Annotated in this window: 20 protein-coding genes and 1 tRNA gene; 10 read left to right on the forward strand and 11 right to left on the reverse strand. The window is 65.3% G+C overall.

Going from position 1 to position 19,409, the window contains the following annotated elements:
• The first annotated feature begins 49 nt into the window (after window positions 1-49).
• On the forward strand, window positions 50-196 hold the full coding sequence (locus ABIE08_RS03845) for a hypothetical protein (protein WP_266334644.1): 147 nt from the start codon (window positions 50-52) through the stop codon (window positions 194-196).
• Between the two features lie 66 nt (window positions 197-262).
• Here the strand turns inward: ABIE08_RS03845 and ABIE08_RS03850 are convergent, their stop codons facing one another.
• Complete coding sequence (locus ABIE08_RS03850; RefSeq protein WP_354548888.1) at window positions 263-694, reverse strand: DUF4864 domain-containing protein; 432 nt, start codon at window positions 692-694, stop codon at window positions 263-265.
• A 191-nt stretch (window positions 695-885) separates the two neighbouring features.
• Between ABIE08_RS03850 and ABIE08_RS03855 the strand changes: the two genes are divergently transcribed.
• The 4 genes from ABIE08_RS03855 (at window position 886) to ABIE08_RS03870 (ending at window position 4,737) form a co-directional block, all read left to right on the forward strand.
• Entirely contained in the window at window positions 886-1,122 is a 237-nt protein-coding gene (locus tag ABIE08_RS03855) for an Lrp/AsnC ligand binding domain-containing protein (RefSeq protein ID WP_018184528.1), read from the forward strand.
• A 364-nt stretch (window positions 1,123-1,486) separates the two neighbouring features.
• Window positions 1,487-2,587, forward strand: coding sequence for an HlyD family secretion protein (locus ABIE08_RS03860; RefSeq protein ID WP_354548890.1), 1,101 nt, complete (start codon window positions 1,487-1,489; stop codon window positions 2,585-2,587).
• The gene (locus ABIE08_RS03865; RefSeq protein ID WP_354548892.1) at window positions 2,587-4,125 is read left to right on the forward strand and encodes a DHA2 family efflux MFS transporter permease subunit; all 1,539 of its coding nucleotides are present in this window, start codon (window positions 2,587-2,589) and stop codon (window positions 4,123-4,125) included. The genes ABIE08_RS03860 and ABIE08_RS03865 overlap by 1 nt, the downstream gene beginning before the upstream one ends.
• Window positions 4,126-4,263: 138 nt before the next feature.
• A complete protein-coding gene (locus tag ABIE08_RS03870) occupies window positions 4,264-4,737 on the forward strand; it encodes a hypothetical protein (RefSeq protein ID WP_354548894.1) in 474 nt (157 codons plus the stop codon).
• 3 nt (window positions 4,738-4,740) lie between these two features.
• On the opposite strand, the gene ABIE08_RS03875 is transcribed toward ABIE08_RS03870, so the two are convergent.
• Both ABIE08_RS03875 and ABIE08_RS03880 read right to left on the reverse strand, forming a co-directional pair.
• Entirely contained in the window at window positions 4,741-5,061 is a 321-nt protein-coding gene (locus ABIE08_RS03875) for a YnfA family protein (RefSeq protein WP_354548896.1), read from the reverse strand.
• Window positions 5,062-5,176: 115 nt separating this feature from the next.
• A tRNA-Lys gene (locus ABIE08_RS03880) sits at window positions 5,177-5,252 on the reverse strand.
• Between the two features lie 225 nt (window positions 5,253-5,477).
• Here ABIE08_RS03880 and ABIE08_RS03885 point away from each other — a divergent pair.
• The 5 genes from ABIE08_RS03885 (at window position 5,478) to ABIE08_RS03905 (ending at window position 12,362) form a co-directional block, all read left to right on the forward strand.
• Window positions 5,478-6,821 carry a UDP-glucose dehydrogenase family protein gene (locus tag ABIE08_RS03885; protein WP_354548897.1) on the forward strand — a complete coding sequence of 448 codons (1,344 nt, stop codon included), beginning with the start codon at window positions 5,478-5,480 and terminating at the stop codon, window positions 6,819-6,821.
• Window positions 6,822-6,909: 88 nt separating this feature from the next.
• A complete protein-coding gene (locus tag ABIE08_RS03890; protein ID WP_354548899.1) occupies window positions 6,910-7,998 on the forward strand; it encodes an efflux RND transporter periplasmic adaptor subunit in 1,089 nt (362 codons plus the stop codon).
• Window positions 7,995-11,099, forward strand: a complete 3,105-nt coding sequence (locus ABIE08_RS03895) for an efflux RND transporter permease subunit (RefSeq protein WP_354548901.1) — start codon at window positions 7,995-7,997, stop codon at window positions 11,097-11,099. Before ABIE08_RS03890 ends, ABIE08_RS03895 begins: the two co-directional genes overlap by 4 nt.
• Before the next feature lie 93 nt (window positions 11,100-11,192).
• A complete protein-coding gene (locus ABIE08_RS03900; RefSeq protein ID WP_354548902.1) occupies window positions 11,193-11,474 on the forward strand; it encodes a hypothetical protein in 282 nt (93 codons plus the stop codon).
• A 102-nt stretch (window positions 11,475-11,576) separates the two neighbouring features.
• On the forward strand, window positions 11,577-12,362 hold the full coding sequence (locus ABIE08_RS03905; RefSeq protein ID WP_354548904.1) for an endonuclease/exonuclease/phosphatase family protein: 786 nt from the start codon (window positions 11,577-11,579) through the stop codon (window positions 12,360-12,362).
• Window positions 12,363-12,445: 83 nt separating this feature from the next.
• On the opposite strand, the gene ABIE08_RS03910 is transcribed toward ABIE08_RS03905, so the two are convergent.
• From ABIE08_RS03910 to trpE, 8 genes are all read right to left on the reverse strand, one after another.
• Window positions 12,446-12,664 (reverse strand): hypothetical protein, encoded by a 219-nt coding sequence (locus tag ABIE08_RS03910; protein WP_354548906.1) that lies wholly within the window; start codon window positions 12,662-12,664, stop codon window positions 12,446-12,448.
• A gap of 169 nt (window positions 12,665-12,833) precedes the next feature.
• Window positions 12,834-14,048 (reverse strand): molybdopterin molybdotransferase MoeA, encoded by a 1,215-nt coding sequence (locus ABIE08_RS03915; RefSeq protein WP_354548907.1) that lies wholly within the window; start codon window positions 14,046-14,048, stop codon window positions 12,834-12,836.
• Complete coding sequence (gene moaC / locus ABIE08_RS03920; protein ID WP_354548909.1) at window positions 14,048-14,542, reverse strand: cyclic pyranopterin monophosphate synthase MoaC; 495 nt, start codon at window positions 14,540-14,542, stop codon at window positions 14,048-14,050. The genes ABIE08_RS03915 and moaC overlap by 1 nt, the downstream gene beginning before the upstream one ends.
• The gene (locus ABIE08_RS03925; RefSeq protein ID WP_354548911.1) at window positions 14,542-15,057 is read right to left on the reverse strand and encodes a GNAT family N-acetyltransferase; all 516 of its coding nucleotides are present in this window, start codon (window positions 15,055-15,057) and stop codon (window positions 14,542-14,544) included. Before ABIE08_RS03925 ends, moaC begins: the two co-directional genes overlap by 1 nt.
• 172 nt (window positions 15,058-15,229) lie before the next feature.
• Window positions 15,230-16,030 (reverse strand): indole-3-glycerol phosphate synthase TrpC, encoded by an 801-nt coding sequence (trpC, locus tag ABIE08_RS03930; protein ID WP_354548913.1) that lies wholly within the window; start codon window positions 16,028-16,030, stop codon window positions 15,230-15,232.
• A 4-nt stretch (window positions 16,031-16,034) separates the two neighbouring features.
• Window positions 16,035-17,048 carry an anthranilate phosphoribosyltransferase gene (gene trpD / locus ABIE08_RS03935; RefSeq protein ID WP_354548915.1) on the reverse strand — a complete coding sequence of 338 codons (1,014 nt, stop codon included), beginning with the start codon at window positions 17,046-17,048 and terminating at the stop codon, window positions 16,035-16,037.
• Window positions 17,049-17,061: 13 nt separating this feature from the next.
• The gene (locus ABIE08_RS03940; protein WP_354548917.1) at window positions 17,062-17,673 is read right to left on the reverse strand and encodes an anthranilate synthase component II; all 612 of its coding nucleotides are present in this window, start codon (window positions 17,671-17,673) and stop codon (window positions 17,062-17,064) included.
• Between the two features lie 23 nt (window positions 17,674-17,696).
• Entirely contained in the window at window positions 17,697-19,211 is a 1,515-nt protein-coding gene (trpE, locus tag ABIE08_RS03945; protein WP_354548919.1) for an anthranilate synthase component I, read from the reverse strand.
• Window positions 19,212-19,409 lie beyond the last annotated feature (198 nt).

Here is a 19,409-nt window from a genome sequence, read left to right on the forward strand (position 1 = left end):
GTGGCGCTGGCGTTCCTCGCATTCTCTCCTACCCGGTACCCAATCCACCATGAACAGAAATACGCTTTATCTCCTCGTCGGAGCCCTGATCGTCGTCGTCATCGGCCTCGGGGTTTATGTTTACAACGAGCAGACCAAGCCGAAGGGTGTCGAGATCCAGGTCGACAAATCCGGCATCTCCATCCAGGAAAACTAAGTCTGCGGCCGAGAGGCCAAGCTCTGCCAATGCCGCGTTCGGATAAGCCGGGCGCGGCAATGGCGACTAGATGGTCGGCTCGGAATCCTTGATCAGCGAGCAGCCGGCAATCTTCCAGCTGCCATCCGGCTGCTTCTCGAAGCGATAGAGCGCGACCCAGTTCTGGCCGTCCGGGCCGGTGACATAGACCTTCTGCACCAGGCCGCTCGGGCTATCGGACACCTGGCCATAGGCGATGCTCTGCGGACGGTAGATCGGCGGGTAGGCCTGCTTCACCATGCCGATGAAGATGTCGGGCGACGGGAACATCTTCTGGATACCCGGGGCCGCGAGGCCATAGGCGGCGGGGCCGTCGTCGCGCTGGAAAGCGGCCAACTGGTCCTGGACCAACTGCTTCAACGTGGTCTGCTCGGCCTGAGTCGGCTCGGTGGCGACGGCCGCCGTCGACAGCAGAGAAGTCGCCATCAGGAAGACGATCGCGAAGGCTATGCGGGTCATGTCCAGGCTCTCCGGCGCGTCGGCAAGGTCGCAACGATCCCACCGTTGAACTAGCTACGCGTCGCGCCGCGGCAAGGTTTCGCGAGCCGATGACTCTTTCCGGTCTGTCGCGTCACGCGCCGGGGCGATTGCGGGGAGGGGACCGGACCTGATATCCCGTGCCTCACGCAACGCACTGCCGGAGGCCCCCGATGCGAGCCCTTTTCGTCCAGATCAAATGCCATCTCGGCCGTGCCTATGAAGTGGCGAATGCCATCGCCGATGCGGAGATCGCGTCGGAGATCTATTCGACCGCCGGCGAGTTCGACCTGCTGGTCAAGTTCTACCTCCCCGATGATGCCGATCCCGGCCATTTCGTCACCGAATCGGTGCAGCGCTTCGACGGCATCCGCGATACGCGCACGATCATGACCTTCCGGGCATTCTAGCAGCGGCTCCGTCCTGCCGGCTCGGGTCGGCAGGACACGGTCGGACAGTCCGGGACGAGGGGCCCAGCGACACGATTCCGCGCAATCCGCTACGCCCCGCCTCGCGGATCAAGCCGCATGTTCGCGCCGTATTCATTCGGCGCCCAACCCAAATTTGCGCTCAAGCGCGCGTTTAAGCGCTTGCAACTTGGGCGGGAGGCCCTCATTCGTTAGCTAGCCCGGCGATCCGTCGCCTGGGACTGGTTTCGACTGCCGCCGCGCCGGCTCGAATCCTGCCGTGCCGAGGCAGGACGGACGACGTCGTTGCCCCGTGAAGAGATGGCATGGCCCGCGCCGGCTTTGCGAAGTGACCCTGGAGACCATTGTGACTGCAACCGATTCCTCCGCTCCCGCTGCTCCCGAAAAAGCAACCAGGCACTCGGGATTGCGGCGGATCCTGCTCCTTGCCGGTCCAGTGGTCGCCATCGTCATCGGCCTCTGGCTCTATCTGAGCGGCGGCCAGTATGTGACCGAGGACGACGCCTATGTCGGGGCGGCCAATGTCACCATCACCCCGCAGGTTACGGGCCAGGTCATCCGGATTGCCGTTGGTACCAACCAGATGGTGCAGCAGGACGAACTGCTGTTCGAAATCGACCCCGAGCCCTTTCAGATTGCGCTCGACCGGGCCAACGCCAATCTCGCCGAGGCCAGCGAAAAGCTGCAGGGACTTCTGCTCACCTATCATCAGGATCAGGCGAGCGTTGCGCAGACCAAGGCCGACGTGACCTTCGCGCAGCAGGAGTTCGACCGGGTTTCCGCCCTGGTGAAGGACCGGGTCGAGACCCAGGCCGCGCTCGACCAGGCCCAGCGCACCCTGCGCGTCGCCCAGCAGGCCCAGCGCGCCGCCGAATCCGGTGCCGCCGCGACCCTGGCGGAGTTCGGCGGCAGCGTCGACAAGCCGATCGAGCAGCATGCGGCCTATCTCGCGGCCAAGGCGGAAGTGGAGCTGGCCGCCCGCAATGTCCGGCTGACCAAGGTTCTGGCGCCTTTCGCCGGCACCGTGACCCAGGTCGAGAACATCCAGCCGGGCAGCTTCCTGACCGTCGGCCAGGCGGCCTTTTCGCTGATCGGGCTGCAGACCTGGGTTGACGCCAACATCAAGGAAACCGACCTCACCCACATCAAGGTCGGCGATCCCGCCACGGTCACGCTCGATTCCTATCCCGACCAGGTGCTGAAGGCCGAGGTGCAGAGCATCACGCCGGCCAGCGGCTCGGTATTTGCGCTGCTGCCGGCGCAGAATGCCTCGGGCAACTGGGTCAAGGTCGTGCAGCGCATGCCCGTCCGGCTCAAGATCATCACCGACAACCCGGCCGTCGTCCTGCGCGACGGCGCCAGCGCCAGCGTTTCCATCGACACCGGCTATCACCGCTCACTGGCGACGCTCTGGCGCGACCTCGCCGGCATGGTGGGGATCGACTGATGTCGGACATCGCCGCGACGCCGGTGACCGGTTCGAAGCGCGCCGCCGTCACGATCTGCGTGATGGTGGCGACCCTAATGCAGGCGCTCGACTCGACCATCGCCAATGTCGCGCTGCCCTATATGCAGGGCAGTCTTGCCGCGACCAGCACGCAGATCAACTGGGTGCTGACCTCCTATATCGTCGCCGCCGCCATCCTGACTCCTGCCACCGGCTGGCTGGAGGCGCGCTTCGGCCGCCGCCAGCTGTTCATCGTGTGCGTCGCCGGCTTTGTCGTCGCCTCCATGCTCTGCGGCACCGCGACGAGCATCGAGCAGATGGTCGTCTACCGCATGATACAGGGCGCATTCGGCGCGCCCGTCGTGCCCTTGTCGCAGGCGGTGCTGCTGGACAGCTATCCCTTGCGCATGCGCGGGCAGGCCATGGCGATCTTCGGCCTCGGCGTCATGCTGGGCCCGATCCTTGGCCCGACGCTCGGCGGCTGGCTGACGCAGTATTACGACTGGCGCTGGGTGTTCTACGTCAACGTGCCGCTCGGCGTGATGACGCTGGTCCTCGCCTTCGGCTTCCTGGAAGGCAAGGTTGGCTCCGTCGCGGCCAAGCTCGACTGGTTCGGCTTCGCGACGCTGGGCATCGCGATCGCCGCGCTGCAGCTGTTCCTGGATCGCGGCGAACAGCTGGACTGGTTCCAGTCGACGGAGATCCAGATCGAGTTCGCGCTGATGCTGCTCGGTTTCTATCTGTTCGTCGTCCATACGCTGACGACCTCGAAGCCTTTCCTGGACGGGCGGCTGTTTCGCGACCGGAACTTCGTGATGGGGCAGGTGATGATCTTCATCGTCGGCGCCGTCCTGCTGGCGACGCTGTCGCTGCTGGCGCCCTATCTCGAGCGGCTGATGGGCTATCCCGTCCTCACGGCGGGCCTGGTCCTCGCGCCGCGCGGCATCGGCACCATGGTGGCGATGGTCCTGGTCGGGCGGCTGATGTCGCTCGTCGATACCCGCTATCTGCTGCTCGTCGGCCTGCTGCTGACCGCGGTCGCGTTGCACCAGATGAGCCAGTTCACGCCCGACATTTCGCAGGGCACGATCATCTGGACCGGCCTGATCCAGGGCTTCGGTCTCGGCTTCGTCTTCGTGCCGCTGAGCACCGTCACCTTCGCGACCCTGGCGCCGGATCTCCGCACCCAGGGCACCGGCTTCTACAGCCTCATGCGCAATGTCGGCGCCAGCGTCGGCATTTCGGTGACGACATTCCTGCTGACCCGCAACGCCGCCACCGTTCACGCCGGGCTTTCCGGCGACGTGTCGCCCTATAGCCGGGCCGTGCAGCAATTGGGGCCTGTCCTCCGGCTGGACACGCCGGCGGGCCGGGCAACGGTCAATGATCTGATCAACGTCCAGGCGGAGACGATCGCTTATGCGGATAATTTCCGCCTGATGATGATTGTCACGCTTCTGGCGATGCCCCTGGTGCTGCTCCTGCGGAATACCAAGCCGCTCAAGGCCGGCAAGTCGGAAGTAACTGCGGAAGCGTAGCCGCGGCGGGCATGTCGGTTGCAGGCCGCCGGGCCTGTGCAAATCAGTCTCGGCTGCTTATGCAGGGGTACATTCATTCTTTTGCCCGTTTCGACGGCGACCTTGCCGTCGGGCATGACCTAGCAGCGAGACGACATCATGAAGAAACTGAGCCTGATCGCATCCGCGCTTGTTCTGGCGCTGCCGGCCGCCGGCCACGCCCAGGGCAAGGCGGTCGCCCCGCCGGTCATGGTAAGCGCGGGCAAGTGCGACAAGCTTGTCGTCGCCGGCAAGGACGCCACCAAGCAGTGCAAGAACGAGGTGGCCAGCGTGCCGCTGCCTGGCGGCGCGGTGATGTTCATCTTCACCCAGGGCAAGACGCTGATCGGCTTCACCGGCGATGCGACGAAGCTGGCCGGCGACAAGAAGACGGGCATCGCCGGCGTTCCGGTTGTCGACGTCAACATCCGCTCGGGCAAGGAGCCGAAGATCGTCGTGGCCAAGGAGGGCCTCTGCAAGTTCAGCGATCCCTATTCGGGTAAGCCGGCCATCGTCAGCTGCACCGCGACCACCGCCGAGGGCACCTTCACCGGCTCGTTCAAGTCGAACGGCAAGCCGCCCAAGGCGCAGTAGCCGCTATCCGCGCGGCGCGAACAGGATGATGGCGGCGCCGGCCAAGCAAACGGCAGCGCCCGCCAGATCCCAGCGATCCGGCCGGGCGCCTTCGACGATCCAGAGCCACAGGATCGACAGCGCGATGTAGATGCCGCCATAGGCGGCAAAAGCGCGCCCGGCGGCGGCGCTGTCCACCAGCGTCAGCAGATAGGCGAAGAGCGCCAGCGACAGCACCCCCGGCACCAGCCAGGCGATGGACCGGTCAAGCTTGAGCCACGCCCAGAAGGCGAAGCAGCCCGCGATTTCGGCCAGGCCGGCAGCGACATAGATCAGGATTGTCATTCGGCCGCCCCGCGCGCATTGCCCGGTCCGGAGGTCGGATACATCGACCGCCGCTCGCACTCGTCCCGGCAAGGCGGAAACGCCTTGGGTGGTCGATGGGAAGCTATCAGGGGAGTGGTGAGCCCGTCGGGATTCGAACCCGAGACCCCATGATTAAAAGTCACGTGCTCTACCAGCTGAGCTACGGGCTCATCGAGGTTGGGCCTCGAATTGGGGCGGAACCTAGTCGCCACGACCGGGCGGGTCAATAGTCCACGGCCGGGCATGGGTTGAACGGTCCACGGATTTTATCGATCGGCGGGGGACGCGGACGAATTCTCAGGCGATTGCCTCATCCATATGGGTTATGAACGCGCCATATTGTTCCAGTAGGATGCTCCCATGCTCGGATTTGTGGGAAAAGCGAAGGCGTCAACATGCGCATAGCGATGATCGGTTCTGGTTATGTCGGGCTCGTCTCCGGCGCGTGTCTGGCGGATTTCGGCCATGACGTGACGTGCATCGACAAGGATGCCGCCAAGATCGAGGCGCTGAAGCAGAATCGGATCCCGATCTACGAGCCCGGCCTGGAAGCTCTGGTCGCCTCGAACGTCCGGGCAGGGCGCCTTTCCTTCACCACCGAATTTGGGGGCCCGGTCGGCGATGCCGATGTCGTCTTCATCGCCGTCGGCACGCCGTCTCGGCGTGGCGACGGGCATGCCGACCTTTCCTATGTCTATGCCGCGGCGCGCGAGATCGCGATGGCCGCCAAAGGCTTCACCGTCGTCGTCACCAAGTCGACGGTTCCGGTCGGCACCGGCGATGAGGTGGAGCGCGTCATCCGCGAGGCCAATCCGGACGCCGATGTCGCGGTCGTATCCAATCCCGAATTCCTGCGCGAAGGCGCTGCCATCGCCGATTTCAAGCGTCCGGACCGCATCGTCGTCGGGCTCGAGGGCGAGCGCGGCAAGGATGTGATGTCCGAGGTCTACCGGCCGCTCTATCTGAACCAGGCGCCGATCCTGTTCACGTCGCGCCGGTCGTCGGAACTGATCAAATACGCCGCCAACGCGTTCCTCGCGATGAAGATCACCTTCATCAACGAGATGGCGGACCTGTGCGAGAGCGTCGGCGCCGACGTGCAGGCGGTCTCGCGCGGCATCGGGCTCGACAATCGCATCGGCTCGAAGTTCCTGCATGCCGGCCCCGGTTATGGCGGCTCGTGCTTCCCGAAGGATACGCTGGCCCTCGTCAAGACGGCGCAGGACCAGGGAACGCCGCTGCGGCTCATCGAGACCACGGTGTCGATCAACGACCAGCGCAAGCGCGCCATGGCGCGCAAGGTCATTCAGGCGTCGGGCGGGGAGATTCGCGGCAAGAAGGTCGCCATTCTCGGCCTGACCTTCAAGCCGAATACCGACGACATGCGCGAGGCCCCGTCGCTATCGATCATCCAGGCGCTGCAGGACGCAGGCGCGCTCGTGTCCGCCTTCGATCCGGAAGGCATGGAGCCGGCGCGGCAGATTCTCGGCAATGTGGACTACGCGGCCGATGCCTATGATGCGGCGCAGGACGCGGATGTCCTTGTCATTGTGACCGAATGGGACATCTTCCGCGCGCTCGACCTGAAGCGTCTCAAGGCGACCATGCGCACGCCGCTGATGGTCGATCTGCGCAACATCTACCGGCGCGACGATGTCGTTCGCGAGGGCTTCCGCTATGTCAGCGTCGGCCGGCCGGGCGACGATGCTGCTTTCCTGCTGGATGTCGCAGCCGAATAGTGGCGGCTGCCAGAATTAGCTAGCGCGCTTTCCAGACGTGGTGGCATGATCCCCGCGGGGTTTCCGTCAGGGATCACGTGGGGAAAGCATGTTGGGACGTATGGGTACGCTCGCCGCCGGAATGGTCGCGGCGAGTTTTGGGCTCATCCTGGGCGGCTGTTCGGAAGAAAAGCCGGCACCGCCGCCGCCGCGCCTGGTGCGTACCATCGTCGTCGAGGAAAAGCCGCTCGTCCTCTCTGCCGAGGGAGCCGGCACGATCCAGGCCCGCTACGTCAACAATATCGGCTTCCTGGTCAGCGGCCGCGTGCTGACCCGCAATGTCGATGTCGGCGCCTCGGTCAAGAAGGGCGACCTGCTCGCGAGCCTCGATCCCGTCGACTACAATTCGCGGCTGACCGCGGCGCAGTCCCAGGTGACGTCGGCGCAGGCTGCGCTCGACCAGGCCGCGGGCGAGGAAAGCCGCTTCAAGCAACTCCTCGCCAATGGCTTCACGCCGCAGGCCCGCTACGACCAGGCCCTGAAGGATCTCCAGACGGCGCAGGCCGGCGTTGTCGGCGCCAAGGCCAACCTCAAGCTCGCCCAGGACCAGCTCGGTTACACCCAGTTGCACGCGCCGACCGAGGGAGTCGTGACCCAGACGGGCGCGAATGTCGGGCAGGTGGTGCAGGCGGGCGAGATGGTCGTGCAACTCTCCAGCTTCAACGACCGTGATGGCGTCTTCTCGATCTCCGTCATTTACATCGGCGCCGCCAAGGTGGGCATGCCGGTCAAGGTCTGGATGCAGGCAAAGCCGAGCGTCACGGTGCAGGGTGTCGTCCGCGAGATCTCGCCGAATGCCGACCCGGTCACCGGCACCTATACGGTCAAGGTGACGCTGCAGGATCCGCCGGCCGACATGTTCATTGGCGCGGTCGTCGTGGGCGAAGTGAGCAACCAGGGCCGCGAGGTCGTGACCGTGCCGGCGAGCGCCATCCTGCAGACCGGCGACACGCCGGAGGTCTGGCTCGTTTCCGCCGACAATTCGGTCAAGAAGGTTCCGGTCAAGGTCGACCGTTTCAACACCGATACGGTGACGATCTCGTCCGGCCTCTCCAAGGGCGATCGCATCGTCACCGCCGGCGTCAACGCGCTGAACGACGGCCAGAAGGTCACGGTCGAGAAGGCTGACGCACAATGATAGGAGGGCTCAATCTCTCCGAATGGGCGATCAACCACAAGACGCTCGTCACCTTCTTCATGGCGCTCTGCGTCGTCGCCGGCGTGCACTCCTACATGTCGCTGGGCCGCGAGGAGGATCCTCAGTTCGCGGTCCAGACCATGCTGGTGCAGGTCAACTGGCCGGGGGCCAGCACGGCGGATACGATTTCGGAGATCACCCAGCGGCTCGAGAAGAAGCTGCGGGAGACGCCCAATATCGACTACATCAACAGCTACACGACGCCGGGCCAGGCGCTGCTCTACGTCAACCTGCTGCAATCGACCCCCCCGGAGCAGATCCCGTTCATCTGGTATGAGGTCCGCAAGAAGGTTGCGGATATCGAGTACCAGCTGCCGCAGGACTATCAGGGGCCGTTCTTCAACGACGAATTCGGCGATGTCTTCGGCGTCATCTACGGCCTGACCTATGACGGCTTCACCATGCGGCAGACGCGTGATTTTGCTGAGCGGGCCAAGGTTGCCTTCCAGAACGGCCGCGACGTCGCCAAGGTGACGATGTTCGGCCAGCAGGACCAGACCTTCTATCTGTCCTTCTCGCCGCAAAAGTTGGCGGCGCTCGGGCTCAACCTCAACGACGTCCTGAGTTCGATCGCCGACCAGAACGCGCTCGTTCCCTCGGGCGTAGTCAACACGCCCGGCGAGAACATCCTCGTCAACGTCACCGGCGGATTCCTGACGAAGGAAAACCTCGAAGCCGTCAACCTGTTCGTCAACAACCGCTTCTTCAACCTGACTGATATCGCGACGGTCGAGGAGGGCTATGTCGACCCGCCGACCAAGATGTTTCGGGTCAATGGCAAGCCGGCGATCGGCCTCGGCATCTCGATGAAGGCCGGCGGCAACAATCTCGATTTCGGCAAGGGGCTGGCCCAGATCGCAGCCGGGCTGGAGCAGGAATTCCCGATCGGCATCGACGTCGTGCTGGTCTCGGACCAGCCGCAGGTCGTGAAACAGGCGATTGCCGGCTTTACCGATGCGCTGCTCGAGGCGCTGATCATCGTGCTGGCGGTAAGTTTCCTGAGCCTCGGCCTGCGCGCCGGGCTCGTGGTGGCGCTTTCGATTCCCCTGGTCCTCTCCATCGTCTTCCTCGGCATGAAGGTGGGCGGCATCAGCCTGCAACGCATCTCGCTGGGCGCGCTGATCATCGCCCTCGGCCTGCTGGTCGATGACGCCATGATCACCGTCGAGATGATGGTCTCGAAGATCGAGGAGGGGTACGAGAAGGCCAAGGCGGCGACCTTCGCCTATGTCACCACGGCGTTTCCGATGCTGACCGGCACGCTGGTGACGATCTTCGGCTTCTTCCCGATCGGCTTCGCCGACAGCAATACCGGCCAGTACTGCTTCTCGCTCTTTGCCGTGATCGCGATCGCGCTCGTGTCGTCCTGGTTCGTCGCCGTCGTGTTTTCGCCGGTCATCGGCGTAGCGGTGCTGCCGGACAAGATCGTTTCGAAGCACAAGGAAGGCGCGCGCGAATACGGGAGAATTACGACCGCCTACAAGCACCTGCTGCTCTTCTGCATGCGGATGCGCTATCTGACGATTGCCGTGACGCTGGGCCTTTTCGTGCTGGCGATCTTCGGGCAGCAATTCGTGCAGCGGCAGTTCTTCCCGTCTTCCGACCGTCCGGAACTGCTCGTCACGATCAATCTGCCGGCCGCCGCCTCGATCTTCGCGACGGAACAGGTCGTGGACAAGATCCAGTCCCTGATCGACGGTGATCCCGACATCGAGCGCTATTCCAACTATATCGGCGGCGGCGCGATCCGCTTCTACCTGCCGCTCGCCGTGCTCAGCGACAATTCCTTCGTAGGTCAGTTCGTCATCGTGACCAAGGGGATCGAGGAGCGGGTTCGCGTCAAGGCGAAGCTGCAGGCGGCGCTTCCCGGCGCCGTCCTCGACGCCACCACCTTCGTTCAGGATCTCGAACTGGGCCCGCCCGTGGGCTGGCCGATCCAGTATCGCGTCACGGGACGCACGCCGGACGAGGCGCGCAAATACGCCGATCAACTCGTGACTGCGATGGTCGATTCCGGCTATGCGCGCGACGTGAACTTCGACTGGCGCGACAAGAACAAGACGCTGAAGATCGTCGTCAACCAGGACATGGCGCGACGGGTCGGCCTCAGCTCCAAGGTCCTGTCGCAGGCGCTCCAAGCAGTGCTGACCGGCACGACGATCACCCAGATGCGGGACTCGATCTATCTCATCAATCTGGTGGCCCGGGCGGATTCGAGCACGCGCGCCTCGCTCGATGGGGTGCGCGATCTGCAGATCAGCCTGCCCAACGGCCAGTCCGTGCCGCTGCGCGAAGTCGCCACGATCGACTACGTTCTGGACGAGGGTTATGTCGGCATGCGCGACGGCATGCCGACCATGACGGTGCAGGCCAACATGGCGCCGGGCCTCCAGGCGGCGACCGTGTACCAGCGGCTGCGGCCGACGGTCGAGAAGATCCGCGCGACCTTGCCGCCGGGTGGATTGCTCGTCGAAGGCGGCACCGTCGAGAAGAGCGCCGAGAGCAACGCGGCCCTGATCGCGCAGGTGCCGCTGATGGTCGGATTGATGCTGATCATCCTGATGGTCCAGCTGCAAAGCGTCTCGCGCCTGCTGCTGGTGATCAGTGTCGCGCCGCTCGGCCTGATCGGTGTCGTCGCAGCCTTGCTCTTCACCAACACGCCCATGGGCTTCGTTGCCACGCTCGGCATCATCGCCCTGGCCGGCATGATCATCCGCAATTCGGTGATCCTCGTCGACCAGATCGAGCACACCCGCCGCGATGGCGAAGACGCGTGGGAGGCGGTGATCGAGGCCGCGCAACATCGTTTCCGCCCCATCATGCTGACGGCATCGGCCGCGATTCTCGGCATGATCCCGATCATGCGCGACGTGTTCTGGGGGCCGATGGCGTTCGCCATCGTCGGCGGCCTCGCGGGGGCGACGCTGCTGACGCTTCTGTTCCTGCCGGCCCTCTACGTGACCAGCTTCCGCATCCGGGAGACCCGGAGCCCCGAGGCCGGTCCGCAGGGTTCAGGCGGGGCCGTGGCGCAGACGCCTTGAAGGCAGATCGGAGACCGGAACCAAGCCTCGGCCCTTGATGAAGGGCCGAGGCCGATGGATAAGGAGCCATCGCAATCAGCCGGTATGGATGACATGGACGTTCTCGAACTTCTGGGCGCGCTGCATAACGCCCTGCAACCCGGTGCCTCGGTCGAGGATACGGAAAGCTGGACGCAGGCGTTCGGCGTGATCCGCGGCGAGATCGAAGCCGACCCGAAGTCCGACAAGTATGACATCGAGACGCTCGACGTGCTGGCCGGCAAGCTGCAGACCCTTGTCCGTGAACTCGAAGCCGGCGTTGTCGAGCCGGATTTCAAGCCGGCCCGCACCTGGGTGGCCGCGCTCGGCGCTGCCGTGCATCGCCGGCGTTCCTGATCCCGCTAAGGGTCACGCCGGAGGCGAGGGAACTCGCGCTATGTCTAAACATTGGACAAAGGTTGAGTTGCGTTCCCGCATGCCTTCACTAACTTGGATTTCATGAGCACCGCCCGCATCCTTTCCTACAACGTCCATGCCTGCGTCGGGACGGACAAGAAATTGTCGCCCGAACGCATTGCCCGGGTCATCCAGAGCTGCGACCCGGATATCGTCGCGTTGCAGGAGATCGATGTCGGCCGCGCCCGCAGCGGGCGCATCGACCAGGCGCAGGTCCTGGCCGAATTGCTCGGGATGGAGGCGCATTTCCATCCCTCGACCCGGATCGGCCCCGACGAGCACTATGGCGACGCGATCCTGACCCGGCTGCCCTATTCGATGAAGAAGATGGGCATGCTTCCGGGCTTTCACGAGCGTATCAAGGTCGAGCCCCGCGGCGCGCTCTGGGCGTCCGTGCATGTCGGCGGCGTTGATGTCCAGGTGGTCAACACGCATCTTGGCGTCTGGCCGCACGAGCAGATGCTCCAGCTGTCCGCCTTGCTGGGCCCGGAATGGCTAGGCCATCCCGAATGCCGCGAACCCGTGGTGTTCCTGGGCGATTTCAACGCGCCGCCGGGACTTTCGCCCTATCGCCGTTTGGCGGCCGAGTTCATCGACGTGCAGAAGGCGTGGGGCGAGCGAAAGGCAAAGCCGACCTTCCCGGGCCGCTTGCCGACGCTGCGTATCGATCATGTCTGGCTTCGAGGCCGCGCCGCCGTGCGGAAGGTTGAAGTCGTTCGGACACCGCTGGCGCGCGTCGCCTCGGATCACCTGCCGCTGCTCGTCGACCTGGATTTCACCGCGCATCGGAAAACCAATGCGCGTGAGGCCGTCGTCAGCGCCTTCTGAGACGCCGACAGGTAAATCGCCATTCTCACGGTCAACCTTGCGGACGCTACCCGCATACCCCTGAGGGTATCGGCGGGGGACCGTCAGCGTTTGCTGGCAGTCCGGGCGGCACTGTTGCGACGGGGCTGATCGACGCGTTCGGCCGTCTGCGCGCGCATGCGGCACAGATCCGAAACCAGATCGTCATAGCGGAAAATCTCGGACCGGTTCATCCGCGACAGCATCATGGCCCCGGCGGCAAAGTGGGAGCCGAACTCCAAGGTACGCGTGCTGAGGGAAGGTTTCAGATTCGAGTCGGCCATAGAATTCCTCCACGGCTTGCTACGCTCTGACACAATGATTGCGGTGGAGCGCCGGTTCCCTGACAGGCCAGAGAACGGTGCATTCTAGATCAGAATCCGGCGCTGTGAAGCGGCATGTTAACGATTGGTTAAAATATTTGACGAGCGAGCCGTCGAATCGGCGCGGCCTCTAGGGCAGGCGCAAGATACGGCAGGGCGCGCCCATGGCTTCAGCCTCCGCGAAGGGCGGGCGCACGATCAGGCACAGCGCCTGGGCGAAAGTCGACAGCATCGAGCTGTCCTGGCGCGGCAGCGGCGTCGCAATGTGGCGCCCGTCCGGCATATCGACGAGGCTGGCGCGGATGTAGTCCTGCCGCTTGTCGTTGGCGCGGACCGCCGCGCCGAGTTCGGCGACCTCGGTCTCGTCGGTGATCGGCAGGCCGAGCAGGCTCTGGATCAGCGGCTTCAGGAACAGGAGGCCGCAGACCAGGCTGGAGACCGGATTGCCGGGGAGGCCGAGCACCCGCATCGGGCCCAGCCGGCCAAACATCAGCGGTTTGCCGGGACGCATGGCGATCTTCCAGAAATCGAGGTCCATGCCCCGGTCCACCAGAACCTCGCGCACGAAATCATGCTCGCCGACCGACGCGCCGCCCAGCGTGACGAGAATGTCGGCGCCGCTTGCGGAGGCGCGGTCGATCGCGGCGGCGAGCAGTGCTCGGTCATCGGGAATGATGCCGAGGTCGACCGCCGTGCCGCCCATGATCTCCACGAGCGCGGCGATGCCGAAGCTGTTGGAGGCGGTAATCTGGTTGGGGCCGAGTTCCGATCCCGGCGGCACCAGTTCGTCCCCGGTGGCGAGGATGGCGACACGCGGGCGGGCGCGGACCGGGACCTCTCCGTGATTGAGGGCGGCGGCGAGCGACAGCTGGCGCATGCCGAGCCGCATGCCGGCCGGCAGCAGGACCTCGCCTTCGCGGAAATCGAGCCCCTTGGCGCGGATGTGCTGCTGCGGGCGCACGGCCTCGGTCGCCCGGATGCGGCCATCGGCTTCGACGGCGGCATCCTCCTGCAGCAGGATGGCGTCGGCGCCATCGGGCACCGGCGCACCGGTAAAGATGCGGACCGTCTGGTTCGGGCCGACCGTGCCGCCAAAGGCGTGGCCAGCCGGCGCAGCGCCGATCAGCGTGAGCCTGGCGGGGAGGGTCGCGACGTCGGCGGCGCGCACCGCATAACCATCCATGGCCGAGACGTCGAAGGGCGGTTGGGTCCGCCGGGCTGCCAAGGGTTCGGCGAGCACCCGGTTCAGCGCCTGGCCAAGCGGAACGATTTCGGTGGGGGTGGGCTCCACGTCCTGCGTGACGCGGGCGACGGCGTCCGCGACGGGAAGTAGGGCGTCGGCCATCAGCCGGCGTTCCCCGTTTCGGCATGCCAGTCGCCCGAGCGGCCACCGGTCTTCTCAACCAGGCGGATCTGGCCGATCGTCATGCCGCGATCGACCGCCTTCGCCATGTCGTAGATGGTGAGGCAGGCGACGGACACGGCCGTCAGCGCCTCCATCTCGACGCCCGTCCGCTCGGCGACCTTGGTCGTGGCGCGAATGCGCATCCCCGGAAGCTGGTCGTCGAAGTCGATCTCGATCGTCACCTTGGAGAGCATGATCGGATGGCAGAGCGGGATCAACTCATGCGTCTTCTTGGCCGCCATGATGCCGGCGATCCGCGCCGTCGCGATCACGTCGCCCTTGGCCGCCGTGCCGGAGCGGATCAGGTCGAGCGTCGCGGCCTGCATCGTCACGACGCCTTCGGCGACGGCGGTGCGCTGCGTGACGTCCTTGGCGGAGACATCGACCATGTGCGCCGCACCGGTCTCGTCCAGATGGGTGAGGCGAGGGGGCATCAGCCAAGCTCCTTGCGCATGAACAGGCGGTTGTCGAGCGGCAGGCCCGAGAGTTCTTCGCCAGCCTGCAACAGAAAGAAAGCCGGTGTCCAATCGTCGACGAGGACTTCGGCGAAGCCGCGCCGCTCGTAGAACGGCCGGTTCCATGGCACGTCGCGGAAGGTAGCGAGCGTCAGGCGGGACAGGCCGCGACGACGCGCCTCGTCCTCAGCCGCCGCCAGCAGCGCACTGCCGATCCCTTGGCCGCCATAGGCGTAGGAGACGGAGATCTCGTAGAGGTGCAGCGCGTGATCGAGCTGCCCCGCCAGCAGGAAGCCGATCGGCGCATCATCGGCCTCGGCCGCGCAGAGCACGATGCCATGCGCGAAGACAGAACGCAGGAAGGCTTCGCTCGTGGTGTCGCTGTCGGCCACGGCGTCGAGACCGACGGTGCGAAAGCGCTGGGCCGCGTCGCGTTCGATGACGCGAAGCGACGGGCATTCGTCCGGGTGGGCAGACCGTATTGAAAAAGGCATGTCGTAGAACGATCCATCCAAATCGAGACGGCAGGATTTCACCTCTCCCTGAGGGAGGGTCGACGACCGAAGGCCGGCGGGCGAGGGTTTACGGCCTCACGGGATAGTTCCCTAAACCTCACCCGGAGCTTCGCTCCGACCTCTCCCTCAGGGAAAGGTGAGAATAGGAAGATCAGGCCGATACGCGGCCGAGCAAATGCGCGGTCGCCGCCGCGACGTCGTCCTGGCGCATCAGGCTTTCGCCGACGAGATAGGTGCCGATCCGCGCCCGGCGCATGCGCGCGACGTCGTCCGGTGTGAAGATCCCGCTCTCTCCTACCAGGATGCGATCCTCCGGCACCAGCGGCGCCAGGCGCTCGGAGGTTTCGAGGGACACCTCGAAAGTGCGCAGATTGCGGTTGTTGATGCCGATCATCGGCGACGCCAGCTTGAGCGCGCGCTCGAGTTCCGGCTCGTCATGCACCTCGATCAGCACATCCATGCCGAGGTCGATCGCGGTCTCTTCCAACGACTTCGCAACGTCGTCGGAGACGCCGGCCATGATGATCAGGATGCAATCCGCGCCCCAGGCGCGCGCCTCATGGACTTGATACTCCTCGTAGAGAAAATCCTTGCGCAGCGCCGGCAGGTCGACCGCCTCGCGGGCGGCGACCAGATACTCCGGCGAACCCTGGAAATAGGGCGTGTCGGTGAGGACGGAGAGGCAGGCGGCACCGCCGGCCTTGTAGGCGCGCGCCAGCGCCGGCGGGTCGAAATCCGGGCGGATCAGCCCCTTGGACGGGCTCGCCTTCTTGATCTCGGCGATCAGCGCGGGCTCGTCGGCGGCAAGCTTGCGCCGGATGGCGTCGACGAAGCCGCGCGCCGGCGGCTGGTCCTTGGCGCGGGCGATGATCTCGGCCATCGGCACGGCTGCCTTGGCGGCGGCGATCTCTTCGCGCTTGGTCGCTTCGATCTTCTTCAGGATATCGGTCATCGGCTCATCCATTGGTGATCGCGACCAAGCGATCGAGGCGTTCATGGGCGCGGCCCTCATCGATCGAGGCGGCGGCCTGCGCCACGCCTTCGGCAAGCGTCGCAGCGCGGCCCGCCACGATCAGCGCCGCGCCGGCGTTCATCAGCACGGTGTCGCGATAGGCGCCACGCTCGCCTTCCAGCAAAGCGCGCAGGGCCGCGGCATTATAGTCGGCATCGCCGCCGCGGATCGCCTCGACCGGCGACACGGCAAGGCCGACCGAGCCGGGATCGACGGTGAAAGTCTCGACCTTGCCGTCGCGCAGCGATGCGACCTTGGTGGGGCCTGCCGTCGTGATCTCGTCGACGCCGCCGGCGCCATGCACGATCCACGCGCTTTCCGATCCGAGCGCCGCCAGCACATGCGCGATCGGCTCGACCCATTCTTCCGCGAAGACGCCGACCAGCTGGCGCTTGACGCCGCCGGGATTGGAGAGCGGTCCGAGCAGGTTGAAGATCGTCCGGGTGCCGAGCTCGACGCGGGCCGGGCCGACATGCTTCATCGCCGAATGATGCATTGGCGCGAACATGAAGCCGATGCCGGCCTCGCGGATCGCCCGGCCGATGGCTTCCGGCGAAATGTCGACATTGACGCCGAGCGCCGTCAGCACATCGGCGGCGCCCGATTTCGACGAGACGGCGCGATTGCCGTGCTTGGCGACGGGCACGCCGGTTCCGGCGACGACGAAGGCCGAGGCGGTCGAGATGTTGTAGGTATGCGCGCCATCGCCGCCCGTGCCGACAATGTCGATCGCATCGGCGGGCGCCGCGACTGGCACCATCTTCGAGCGCATGGTCGAGACCGCACCGGCGATCTCGTCGACGGTTTCGCCGCGTACGCGCAGCGCCATCAGGAAGCCGCCGATCTGGGCCGGCGTGGCCGAACCCGACATGATCACGTCGAAGGCCGATTCGGCCTCGGCGCGATCCAGCGACTTGCCGGCGGCGACCTTGGCGATGTGGGTTTTCAGATCACTCATGCCCGCATCCGCCTCACGCGACCGACCGGGACGTGCGATTTCGCGCATTCCACTCGGCGGCCATGTCGAGAAAGTTCTTCAGCATCAGGTGCCCGTGTTCCGAAGCGATGCTCTCCGGGTGGAACTGCACGCCATGCATCGGCAGGGTCTTGTGCATGGCGCCCATGACGACGCCGTCCTCCGACTCCGCCGTGATCTCCAGCACCGCCGGCATGGTCTCGCGCTTCACCGTCAACGAGTGATAGCGCGTCGCCTTGAACGGGCCGTTGATGCCGCGGAACACGCTCCGGCCGGTATGGGTGATGGTCGAGATCTTGCCGTGCATCTGGCTCGGTGCGCGGATGACGTCGCCGCCCATCGCCTGGCCGATCGCCTGATGCCCAAGGCAGACGCCGAAGATCGGGATGGTGTCGCCGACGCGCTCGATCAGATCCAGGCAGATGCCGGCCTCGTTCGGCGTGCAGGGGCCGGGCGAGAGCACGATCCCCTCGGGGTCGAGCGCGATCACTTCCTCGACCGTGATCTTGTCGTTGCGCTTGATGATCAGCTTGGCGCCAAGCTCCCCCAGATAATGGACGAGGTTGTAGGTGAAGCTGTCGTAATTATCGATGACGAGAAAGGCCATGATGCTGTTTCCCTCCGCTTCGACTACTGCCCGCGTCCAGCCTGAGAAGCGAACTTTACCGCTTCCTCGGCTGCACGGAAGAGCGCGCTCGCCTTGGCGATGCACTCCTGATGTTCGCTCTCGGGAACCGAGTCGGCCACGATGCCGGCTCCGGCCTGCGCGTACATCTTGCCATCCTTGACGATCGACGTCCGCAACACGATGCAGGTATCCATCGCGCCATCGGCCGAGAAGTAGCCGACGCAGCCCGCATAGATGCCGCGCTTCTCGCCCTCGAGCTCATCGATGATCTGCATCGCCCGCACCTTGGGCGCGCCGGAAACGGTGCCGGCGGGAAAGCCCGCCGCGAGCGCGTCCAGCATGTCGTATTCCTGCGACAGCCGGCCAATCACATTCGAAACGATGTGCATCACCTGGCTGTAATATTCGAGGAAGAACTTGTCGGTGACCTTCACAGAGCCGATCTCGGCGACGCGGCCGACATCGTTGCGCCCGAGGTCGAGCAGCATCAGGTGCTCGGCCAGCTCCTTGGGGTCGGCGAGCAGTTCGGCCGCCAGGGCCTTGTCGGCTTCCGGCGTCGCGCCACGTCGGCGCGTGCCGGCGATCGGGCGGATGGTCACTTCGCCATCCCGGACGCGGACCAGGATTTCCGGGCTGGAGCCGGCGACCGCGAAGCCGCCGAAATCGAGGAAATACAGGAAGGGCGACGGGTTGGTCCGGCGCAGCGCGCGGTAGAGCGCGAAGGGCGGCAGGCTGAACGGCGCCTCAAAGCGCTGCGACAGCACGACCTGGAAGATGTCGCCGGCGGCAATGTATTCCTTCGCCTTGGCGACCATCTCGAGATAGCGCTCATGCGAGGTGTTGGACACGACCGGCACGTCGAGATCGATGTCGGTATAGGTGGCGCTGCGGTTCAGCGGACCTTCCAGCGTGTCGACGGCGGCGGTCAGCCGTTCGATGGCCCGCGCATGCGCTTGCGCCGCGGTGACACCGGCCTGGGGCCGGATCGGCGTGACCAAGGTGATCTCGTCCTTGATGGAATCGAAGATCACCATGACGGTCGGCCGCATCATGATGGCGTCGGGAACACCGAGCGCGTCCGGATTGGGCGCTCCCAGCTCTTCCATCTGGCGCACCATGTCGTAGCCGAGGTAGCCGAAGATACCGGCCGACATCGGCGGGAGCGTCTTGGGCAGGTCGATGTGCGACTGCGCGATCAGGTCGCGAAGCGCATCGAGCGAACGGCCCTCCAGCGGCGCATAGGCCTCCGGATCCGTGGCCGGCGTCGTGTTGATCTCGGCGCGGTCGCCGATGGCGCGGAAGAGCAGGTCGGGTTCGATGCCGATGATCGAATAGCGGCCGCGAACGGCGCCGCCTTCGACCGATTCGAGCAGGAAGGTGTTCGACTTGCCCGCCGAAAGCTTCAGCATGGCGGAGACGGGCGTCTCCAAATCGGCAACCATTCGGGTCCAGACGACCTGCGCGCGCCCTTGTTCATAGGCAGGCGAAATCGTCTCCAGCGACGGCTCGATCAACATGGTTTCAGTCCATCAGTTCGGGAAGGCTCCTGGAGCCTTGATTGGGTACGCGACGCGGTCGCGGCAATGGCATCATTCGTCCCGGCGCAAGCCGGTGGCGATCAACGCCATCGCCAGGTTTGCGTGCGCCGCCACCATGCCGCCGACGCCTCATTTCCCGTGGACGGCCAGACGCCGGCCCCGGACAGGGCCTGCGTT

This window comes from Kaistia defluvii (assembly GCF_040548815.1).
In the GTDB taxonomy this organism is placed as follows: Bacteria; Pseudomonadota; Alphaproteobacteria; order Rhizobiales; family Kaistiaceae; genus Kaistia; species Kaistia defluvii_A.

Excerpts from the sequence above, each read along its gene's own strand:
- ABIE08_RS03845 (WP_266334644.1), top strand. The coding sequence starts at position 50 with ATGAACAGAAATACGCTTTATCTCCTCGTCGGAGCCCTGATCGTCGTC.
- ABIE08_RS03850 (WP_354548888.1), bottom strand. The coding sequence starts at position 694 with ATGACCCGCATAGCCTTCGCGATCGTCTTCCTGATGGCGACTTCTCTG.
- ABIE08_RS03855 (WP_018184528.1), top strand. The coding sequence starts at position 886 with ATGCGAGCCCTTTTCGTCCAGATCAAATGCCATCTCGGCCGTGCCTAT.
- ABIE08_RS03865 (WP_354548892.1), top strand. The coding sequence starts at position 2,587 with ATGTCGGACATCGCCGCGACGCCGGTGACCGGTTCGAAGCGCGCCGCC.
- ABIE08_RS03870 (WP_354548894.1), top strand. The coding sequence starts at position 4,264 with ATGAAGAAACTGAGCCTGATCGCATCCGCGCTTGTTCTGGCGCTGCCG.
- ABIE08_RS03875 (WP_354548896.1), bottom strand. The coding sequence starts at position 5,061 with ATGACAATCCTGATCTATGTCGCTGCCGGCCTGGCCGAAATCGCGGGC.
- ABIE08_RS03885 (WP_354548897.1), top strand. The coding sequence starts at position 5,478 with ATGCGCATAGCGATGATCGGTTCTGGTTATGTCGGGCTCGTCTCCGGC.
- ABIE08_RS03890 (WP_354548899.1), top strand. The coding sequence starts at position 6,910 with ATGTTGGGACGTATGGGTACGCTCGCCGCCGGAATGGTCGCGGCGAGT.
- ABIE08_RS03895 (WP_354548901.1), top strand. The coding sequence starts at position 7,995 with ATGATAGGAGGGCTCAATCTCTCCGAATGGGCGATCAACCACAAGACG.
- ABIE08_RS03900 (WP_354548902.1), top strand. The coding sequence starts at position 11,193 with ATGGACGTTCTCGAACTTCTGGGCGCGCTGCATAACGCCCTGCAACCC.
- ABIE08_RS03905 (WP_354548904.1), top strand. The coding sequence starts at position 11,577 with ATGAGCACCGCCCGCATCCTTTCCTACAACGTCCATGCCTGCGTCGGG.
- ABIE08_RS03910 (WP_354548906.1), bottom strand. The coding sequence starts at position 12,664 with ATGGCCGACTCGAATCTGAAACCTTCCCTCAGCACGCGTACCTTGGAG.
- ABIE08_RS03915 (WP_354548907.1), bottom strand. The coding sequence starts at position 14,048 with ATGGCCGACGCCCTACTTCCCGTCGCGGACGCCGTCGCCCGCGTCACG.
- moaC (WP_354548909.1), bottom strand. The coding sequence starts at position 14,542 with ATGCCCCCTCGCCTCACCCATCTGGACGAGACCGGTGCGGCGCACATG.
- ABIE08_RS03925 (WP_354548911.1), bottom strand. The coding sequence starts at position 15,057 with ATGCCTTTTTCAATACGGTCTGCCCACCCGGACGAATGCCCGTCGCTT.
- trpC (WP_354548913.1), bottom strand. The coding sequence starts at position 16,030 with ATGACCGATATCCTGAAGAAGATCGAAGCGACCAAGCGCGAAGAGATC.
- trpD (WP_354548915.1), bottom strand. The coding sequence starts at position 17,048 with ATGAGTGATCTGAAAACCCACATCGCCAAGGTCGCCGCCGGCAAGTCG.
- ABIE08_RS03940 (WP_354548917.1), bottom strand. The coding sequence starts at position 17,673 with ATGGCCTTTCTCGTCATCGATAATTACGACAGCTTCACCTACAACCTC.
- trpE (WP_354548919.1), bottom strand. The coding sequence starts at position 19,211 with ATGTTGATCGAGCCGTCGCTGGAGACGATTTCGCCTGCCTATGAACAA.